General features: G+C 57.8%; 9 protein-coding genes. 2 read left to right on the top strand and 7 right to left on the bottom strand.

Annotated elements, in window-relative coordinates; translation table 11 throughout:
- Both ACOVRA_RS04740 and ACOVRA_RS04745 read right to left on the bottom strand, forming a co-directional pair.
- Positions 1–464, bottom strand: a 464-nt coding sequence (locus ACOVRA_RS04740; protein ID WP_421719297.1) for a hypothetical protein, incomplete at its 3' end; no start/stop codon positions are given.
- Positions 461–1,258 carry a crotonase/enoyl-CoA hydratase family protein gene (locus ACOVRA_RS04745; protein WP_298230763.1) on the bottom strand — a complete coding sequence of 266 codons (798 nt, stop codon included), beginning with the start codon at positions 1,256–1,258 and terminating at the stop codon, positions 461–463. The genes ACOVRA_RS04740 and ACOVRA_RS04745, both read right to left, overlap by 4 nt.
- Before the next feature lie 150 nt (positions 1,259–1,408).
- Between ACOVRA_RS04745 and ACOVRA_RS04750 the strand changes: the two genes are divergently transcribed.
- Positions 1,409–2,011 carry an acyloxyacyl hydrolase gene (locus tag ACOVRA_RS04750; RefSeq protein WP_421719298.1) on the top strand — a complete coding sequence of 201 codons (603 nt, stop codon included), beginning with the start codon at positions 1,409–1,411 and terminating at the stop codon, positions 2,009–2,011.
- A gap of 14 nt (positions 2,012–2,025) precedes the next feature.
- Here the strand turns inward: ACOVRA_RS04750 and ACOVRA_RS04755 are convergent, their stop codons facing one another.
- A complete protein-coding gene (locus ACOVRA_RS04755; RefSeq protein WP_421719299.1) occupies positions 2,026–2,976 on the bottom strand; it encodes a LysR family transcriptional regulator in 951 nt (316 codons plus the stop codon).
- Positions 2,977–3,037: 61 nt separating this feature from the next.
- Here ACOVRA_RS04755 and ACOVRA_RS04760 point away from each other — a divergent pair, with 61 nt between their 5' ends.
- The gene (locus tag ACOVRA_RS04760) at positions 3,038–3,979 is read left to right on the top strand and encodes an NAD-dependent epimerase/dehydratase family protein (RefSeq protein ID WP_421719300.1); all 942 of its coding nucleotides are present in this window, start codon (positions 3,038–3,040) and stop codon (positions 3,977–3,979) included.
- Here the strand turns inward: ACOVRA_RS04760 and ACOVRA_RS04765 are convergent.
- The 4 genes from ACOVRA_RS04765 to ACOVRA_RS04780 form a co-directional block, all read right to left on the bottom strand.
- Positions 3,976–4,272, bottom strand: a complete 297-nt coding sequence (locus ACOVRA_RS04765; protein WP_421719301.1) for a hypothetical protein — start codon at positions 4,270–4,272, stop codon at positions 3,976–3,978. The genes ACOVRA_RS04760 and ACOVRA_RS04765 overlap by 4 nt on opposite strands.
- Before the next feature lie 21 nt (positions 4,273–4,293).
- Positions 4,294–5,022: a hypothetical protein gene (locus ACOVRA_RS04770; protein WP_421719302.1), complete on the bottom strand. Its 729-nt coding sequence runs from the start codon at positions 5,020–5,022 to the stop codon at positions 4,294–4,296.
- Complete coding sequence (locus ACOVRA_RS04775; RefSeq protein ID WP_421719303.1) at positions 5,019–5,609, bottom strand: hypothetical protein; 591 nt, start codon at positions 5,607–5,609, stop codon at positions 5,019–5,021. Before ACOVRA_RS04775 ends, ACOVRA_RS04770 begins: the two co-directional genes overlap by 4 nt.
- Positions 5,610–5,715: 106 nt before the next feature.
- Positions 5,716–6,663, bottom strand: a complete 948-nt coding sequence (locus ACOVRA_RS04780; RefSeq protein ID WP_421719304.1) for a hypothetical protein — start codon at positions 6,661–6,663, stop codon at positions 5,716–5,718.
- Between the last annotated feature and the right edge of the window lie 129 nt (positions 6,664–6,792).

Here is a 6,792-nt window from a genome sequence, read left to right on the forward strand (position 1 = left end):
GGCAGTATCTGATCACGATCCACCGGCTGAGCCCGATAGTCAACGTCACCCGACGTCAAGGTAAAGTCGCTGGCTGCAAGGATGGTTTCGGCCACCCCTTTCTCGACCAAACCGATCTTGCCTTCCACCAATTTGCGGTCCCCTGCCCGCACGCCGCCTTGGCGACGGACCTCTTGGAAGGCAATGCGGCCCGCCTTCGTCGTCAGAACAAGATTTGGCTGGGCAGAGGGTGCCGGAAACACGTGGGCGCGCAACGTGATGCGCTGTTGATCATCGCACCACAAGACGAGGTCAGGCGCTGCCCCCGGGCGCGACAAGAAGGCCGCAGCCCCAGACTTCTGCTCAACCAAGCGCCATGAGAGTGGCCCATCAGAGCCGACGCGATCACGCGGGTTTTGATCTTTATCACCGGGATCGCACGCACCGAGTGCGAAGACCAGCAGGCAAAGGGCTAAACGCTTCATTGGCCGGTAAAGCTGGGGCTACGCTTTTCTAAAATCGCATCCACGCCCTCTTCATGGTCGGCGGTGTGGTGCATCAGGCCTTGGGAAGCCGCTGACAATTCCATGATGGTGTCAAAGGTTGCTGTCTGGCCTTGGCGCATCAAGGCTTTGGTGACACGCAGCGCATGGGGCGGCTGCATCGCAATTTTTTCAGCCATGGCGCGGGCCTCGCTCATCAGAACATCTGCCTCAACCACACGGGAGACAAAGCCGAACTCACGCGCAGTTTGGGCATCCACCACATCGCCAGTAAATAACAGCTCACACGCGCGGCTCCAGCCCACAATGCGCGGTGTCAGCCAAGCCCCGCCATCGCCCGGGATCAGGCCTAGCTTCAAGAAGGTCACGCCAAATTTCGCCCCGCTAGCCGCCAACCGAATATCGCCCATACAGGCCACATCACAGCCAAGCCCGATGGCGGGGCCATTCACTGCACTGACCAAGGGTACTTCTAAGTTCCACAAGGCCTTGATGATCTTATGGATATTGCCACGATAGGCTTCACGAATTTCGGCTGGACTGCCGCCAAACGCCCCGGTCCGCTCTTTCATCGCTTTCACATCGCCTCCGGCGGAAAAGGCCCTGCCCTCGCCCGTCAGAATGGCTGCGCGGATCGAGCGATCGGCATTAATGTCGGCGCAAATAGCTTGAAAGACGTCCCCATCACCTGGCTGGCCCAAGGCGTTCATTGCTTCGGGACGGGTGATGGTGATGGTGGCAATTGCCCCATCTTTTTCCAGTTTCGCTACAGCCATGGGAACCTCCAAAATCAGTGCGCAAGCCCTAAACCTAGGGGCTGTTTCTGGCAATCTTTTCGGGTGCCGAAGCCGCTGGCCAACGCAGATCGAATTGACCCGATGGTTGGACTCGCGCTCTATCCGACCCCAGCATAAGGGACACACAAGATGGCGCGCTTTGATCTAACACCCCGTTTCCTCGCGACAGGCTTAGCGATTGCCATTTCAAGCCTGATCAGCCTGCCGGCCCAAGCCCAGATTAGCGAAGTGCGCGGCGCGATCATGGCGCATAATGTGGAGACCAATGTCTCTAAAAATGCGGGCAAAGAAGACGGACCCGATGTTCAAGTCGAAGTGCTCTGGAACAGCCCAGACTGGCTGAAATTTGCCTTTTCCCCGCGCCCAGGCGTCGTTGCCTCCCTCAATACGCAAGGCGGGACCAGTTTTGCTGGCGTTGGCCTTGATTGGACCTTCCCGGTCAGCAAGAACGTCACGATCGACCCCTATTTGGGCTATGTGATCCATAATGGCGACCCGTTGGACAACCCATATGCCCCTGCAGATTCTGTGCGGCGCGCGAAATTCAACGCCGAGGAATTAGCCTTAGGCTCCCGCGATCTATTCCGCTTGGGCGTTGCTGTCGGCTATCGCCATAGTGAGACTTGGACCAGCTATCTGGTATATGAGCACCTCAGCCATGGCCACATTCTGGGTGGCTCTAAAAACCAGGGCCTCGACAATGTCGGCATCCGCCTTGGGCGCAATTTCTGAGGCACTTGGTGGGTTTATTTGCCGTCAGTGGCGGCGTAAACCTCTGTCGCCGCTCGTTTAACCTGCTCGGCCACCCAAGCCATTAAGGGGTCGTGTGCACGCATGTGCGACATCACCAGAACAATGCCGAGGGATCGGCTTTCAAAAGGTGGCCGATGCAAAATCAAGTCGAATTGGTCGGCAAATCGGGCCGCAAAAGCGCGAGACAAGGTGGTTACGGCGTCGGTTGCCGAGACGGCCGCTAGGGCGGCTAGAAAGTGCGGCGTGGACCAAAGTGTGCGTCGCTGCACGCCGTGAAGCGCTAACAGGGCGTCTAAATCATTCACCCCATCATTTAAAATATTGATCAGAATATGCGGGACCTTCCCATAGTCTGACAGCGCCCAGTCATGGCGCGCCAAGGGATGGTTGCGCCGCATGACCAGCGCCAATTCATCTTGAGCCAGATAGACACTTTGAGCCCCCGTTGGCAGAGGCGAAGTGTCCAGCGCAAAGGCAAAGTCTAAATTGCCCGACGCCATGCGCGCGAGGAGATCCGGGCCATACGGCTCGCAACTGAGGTCCAAGCCCGGTGCTTCGCGTGCCAAGTTGCGCAGTAAGGTTGGAAAAATCAGGGTGTTATGCACATCCGAGCTCGCAAAGCGGATCGTGCGCTGCGCTGTTTTGGGATCAAAATTAGGCGCATGGAACACCTCCTTCACCCGCTCAAGAGCAGGACGAAGCGCGACCGCTAAATCCAGTGCCTTAGGCGTGAGAGCCAGGCCCTTGGCCCCGCGCACCAATAGAGGATCATCAAAAATCGACCGCAATCGCCCCAGCGCGCGGCTCATGGCGGGCTGGCTCATGCCGGCATCTGCCGCCGCCAGCGTCACATTTTTCCGACGCAACAGCGCTTCCAGTGGCGGCAGCAGATTGAGGTCGAGGCCATTTAAATTCACTTGGTGCATGGCGAGCATATAAACCATGCATTTCACGCATACAAGGCATTGCGCTATCCCTTCCCGCGAGAAATCAAAGGAGACGGCTATGCGTGAGAAAATTGTGGTGCTGGGTTATGGGCCGGTCGGACAGGCGGTAATTGCCCAATTGATGGCTGAAGGCCAAAGCCGCGATGTCGTGGTGGCCCAGCGTCACCGCCCAGACTCCCTGCCCGAAGGGGTGACCTTTGTGACGTGTGACAGTCAAATCCTAGCCTCTGTTCAGGCGGCGTTTGCCGGCGCGTCCCAGATCGTTTTGACGATTGGATTTGCCTATGAGCGGGCAGTCTGGGCCGAGCAATGGCCCCGCGCCATGGCCCATGTGCTAAAGGCGGCTGAGGAGACGGGCGCGCGCCTCGTTTTTGTCGATAATCTCTACATGTATGGCCCTCAAAGGTCGCCCCTGCTTGAGACCATGCCCCTCACCCATTCTGGCGCAAAGCCTGCGGTTCGGGCGGCGATTACGCGTCAATGGATGACGGCCCACCGGGAGGGCAAAGTGCGCGTGGCGGCCCTGCGTGCACCAGATTTCTATGGCCCCAATGTCGCCCAATCCCACTTAGGCGACTTGGCATTTGGGGCCTTGGCACAGGGCAAGCCAGCCATGCTGATCGTCGACCCCAATCAGAAACATGACTTTGCCTATGTACCCGACATCGCGCGCGGGGTGATCTCGTTGCTCAACGCTCCCGACGAGGATTTCGGCCAAGCGTGGCACATTCCCTGTGCGCCCATCCAAACCCCGCGTGAGATATTGGCCTTGGCAAGCGCACAGACGGGCAAGCCCCTAAAACTCACGGCTATGCCCATGTTCCTATTGCCCGTCATCGGATTGTTCAGCCCCATGATGCGGGAAATGGCCGAAATGCGCTTTCAGTGGGACCGCCCCTACGAAGTTGACTCCAGCAAATTTGCCAAGCGCTTCTGGAATGATCCAACGCCCTTTTCCGAAGGGGTTGCCGCGACACTTCAAGCCTATCAGACGGCTTAGCCCGTCAAAGGCAAGCGGAGGTGGGCGAGTTGGATATTGTCCTCGCTCACCTCCAGTTCCACCATGCCGACCACATCGTCGTTAAACTGGGTGGTGCAGACCGGGGCTGTTTGCAGGCCATTGGTTAGCCCCGCTTGCTGGGTTGTGCTGCGCCCACCCCGGCTCTCGACTTCGGCCCGCAAGCGCCAGGTCAGCGCGCGGGAGCGACCGGCATGGACATGGACCGCCAAGGTCAAATGGCCATTGTGGCGCGTGCTTTTGATATCTGCCACGACGGCATTGTCTATCGACATGGCTATATTCCTGCTTGCGTTCTAATTGGGCGGTGCGCCGCCATTTGCTTGTTGGACGATGGCCGCAACCAAGGCATCAATCGCGCTGGGGGCTTGGGCCTTGGCTTCATCTTCCTTCTTGGTGTCGACGATGACGGGCTTACCCAACGCCAAATTCGCCACAGCTAAGCCCGCTAAGGTCTCATCCTCGCGACCGCTGGACAGACGACGCGCCGCATTATTGAGGTCTAGAGGTGCGGTATCGAGCAGATTTTGGTCGGCCAAGAGGCGTTGTTCGGGCGATAAGGGTTCATGATCGGGGATGGGGAATTCGGCGCTGCGGGTCTCAATCACCCGGGCGCAGACCTCTGTCTGAAGTGCTTCTTGTTCCTCGCTACAACGATCCTTGCCTTTAAGGGCCGCCGCGCGTGTATCGCGGCCTTGGCTGGGCTGGCTGAGGTTGGGTGGGGCGTCAGCCGTCGCGCCTTGTGGGGCTAATTGCGGGGTCGTGCCACGCGCATCTGTGGCCTTGGCCAATTGCGGAACAGGCGCGCGCGCTTGACCGGGCAGGCTGGTCTGATCCGACACGGCGGGGGCAACGCGGACCGTGCCAGCGGAGACTTGCGGTGCTTGAACGCTCTGGGACGGGACCGCACGTGTAGCGGGCGCCTCGGCTTGGCTCGCGCGGACCTTGGTTTCACCGCCGGACTGCGCCGGGGCAGATTGTTGGGCGAAGCCCACGATAATCAGGGCGAGGACGCGGGTGATCATGGCTTGGTCTGGGTAATGATCATGGTTTGCGCGCCATCAACCGACACGCCAAGCGATGAGAGCTCATTGCCGGTTTGCGTCCACGTGACGTTTCCGCCGCCGGTTTGGGCAAGGTTTAAGACATTACGGTCGCCTGTCTGCGTCAGATTGGCCGTATTTTCCGCGCCATCTTGCGAGAGGCTGATTTTATTGCCTTCGCCTGTTTGCGTCAGCGTTGCAAATTGGCTGGCGAGGCCGGAGGTTTGGGTGAGGCCAATCAGATTATTTTGGCCCGTCTGGCTAATCACGGCTTGGCTCTCAAAATTGCCATTTTGGGTCAAGCCTGTGGTGTTCTTCGTGCCCGATTGGGTCACAAGCGCCAAATGCTTGCCGCCCTTTTGCGTGACGACGGCGACATTGCCCTCGTCTTCCTTGCCTCTGCCAGTCTGCTCGATCTTGGCATAGCCCGAAACCGCGCTTTCATCTTGGCTGACCGTAGCTTTGTTGCCGGATCCGATCTGCGACACATACACACCTGATTGCGCCATCGCAGGGCCAGCCAGAGCCGAAGCTAGGACCAAAAGGGCGACTGTGAGAAGGGCCTTCATGGCGAATATCCTTATACGTCCATTGAAAAATGGCTGGGCAAAAAATGGCTGGGCAGAAAATGGCTGGGCAGAACGACCAAAGCCGCCCTGCCCGCGCCGGATTGGGTTATTTGCTCGGCGAGCCTTGAACAACGGTCGCCGAGTTACCCATGCCAGTTTGCGTGACAGAGGAGTAAGCACCGTCGACATATTGGCTCACGTCAACGAGGCCACCCGAACCCGTTTGGGTGATCCAGCTTTCAGCTTTTGCGGTTTGCGTGAGGTTCAAGGTGTTGTTGTCGCGATCTTGTTCGATCATGCTGACGGCACCGTCGCCAGATTGATCGACGTCAATCTTGTTCGATTCACCAGATTGGGAGATTTCGCTTAAAGCATTCGCACCGCTTTGGGCAAGGTCAATGCGATTCGTTTCACCGGTTTGGCTGATGTTGCTTTCGGCACCTTCACCAACTTGAGAAATAGTGATGACGTTGTTGAAGCCATTTTGATTTACATCGCTCGAGGCCTTCGCTCCGCTTTGACCAATGGTGATCGAGTTGAACAAGCCCACTTGTTCCACATAGCTTACGGTGCCTGCTGCTGATTGGGTCACCTCAGCTTCAAGATCAAAGCCATGCTGCTTATGATCACTGAAGGCACCTTCGCCAGATTGATCGACGGTTAGGGTGGAGCCTGAACCACGTTGGGAGACTGAACTGTCAGCATCCTTCGCTGATTGAACAACAGTGGCCTGGCCTTTTTCACCAGTTTGAACGACGGTGCTGACGACGCCAGCAGCAGCTTGTGTGACCTCTGCCCGGTTATCGAATGATTCTTGGGAAATCGAACTGACGGCACCCGCCGCCGAACTCTCCTGCAACACAATTGCGGTGTTTTTGCTGCCAGATTGCTCAACGCCGCTGGACGCGCTGACAACCAATTGGGTCACGTTGGCTTTGTTTTCTCGGCCGTATTGGCTCACAACCGAGCCATTTGTTGCAGGGGCCGCATAAGCTGCACCAGCAGCCAGAGCCAAAGCAAAAGCGGATACCGCTGTTTTCATGTAGATTTTCATGATGTTATTTCCTTATGCGTCCATTGAAAAATTGCTGGGCAAAAAATGGCTGGGCAGGGCGATCAAAGCCGCCCTGCCCGCGCCGGATTCGGATTAGGGGGTACCTTGGGTGATCACGGCGCTGTTGCC

It is taken from the genome of Aquidulcibacter sp., from assembly GCF_049239865.1.
Lineage (GTDB): Bacteria > Pseudomonadota > Alphaproteobacteria > Caulobacterales > Aquidulcibacteraceae > Aquidulcibacter.

What these genes read in the sequence shown, in the direction of transcription:
- ACOVRA_RS04780 (WP_421719304.1), bottom strand. Translation starts at nt 6,663, where the DNA reads ATGAAAATCTACATGAAAACAGCGGTATCCGCTTTTGCTTTGGCTCTG.
- ACOVRA_RS04760 (WP_421719300.1), top strand. Translation starts at nt 3,038, where the DNA reads ATGCGTGAGAAAATTGTGGTGCTGGGTTATGGGCCGGTCGGACAGGCG.
- ACOVRA_RS04755 (WP_421719299.1), bottom strand. Translation starts at nt 2,976, where the DNA reads ATGGTTTATATGCTCGCCATGCACCAAGTGAATTTAAATGGCCTCGAC.
- ACOVRA_RS04745 (WP_298230763.1), bottom strand. Translation starts at nt 1,258, where the DNA reads ATGGCTGTAGCGAAACTGGAAAAAGATGGGGCAATTGCCACCATCACC.
- ACOVRA_RS04750 (WP_421719298.1), top strand. Translation starts at nt 1,409, where the DNA reads ATGGCGCGCTTTGATCTAACACCCCGTTTCCTCGCGACAGGCTTAGCG.
- ACOVRA_RS04775 (WP_421719303.1), bottom strand. Translation starts at nt 5,609, where the DNA reads ATGAAGGCCCTTCTCACAGTCGCCCTTTTGGTCCTAGCTTCGGCTCTG.
- ACOVRA_RS04770 (WP_421719302.1), bottom strand. Translation starts at nt 5,022, where the DNA reads ATGATCACCCGCGTCCTCGCCCTGATTATCGTGGGCTTCGCCCAACAA.
- ACOVRA_RS04765 (WP_421719301.1), bottom strand. Translation starts at nt 4,272, where the DNA reads ATGTCGATAGACAATGCCGTCGTGGCAGATATCAAAAGCACGCGCCAC.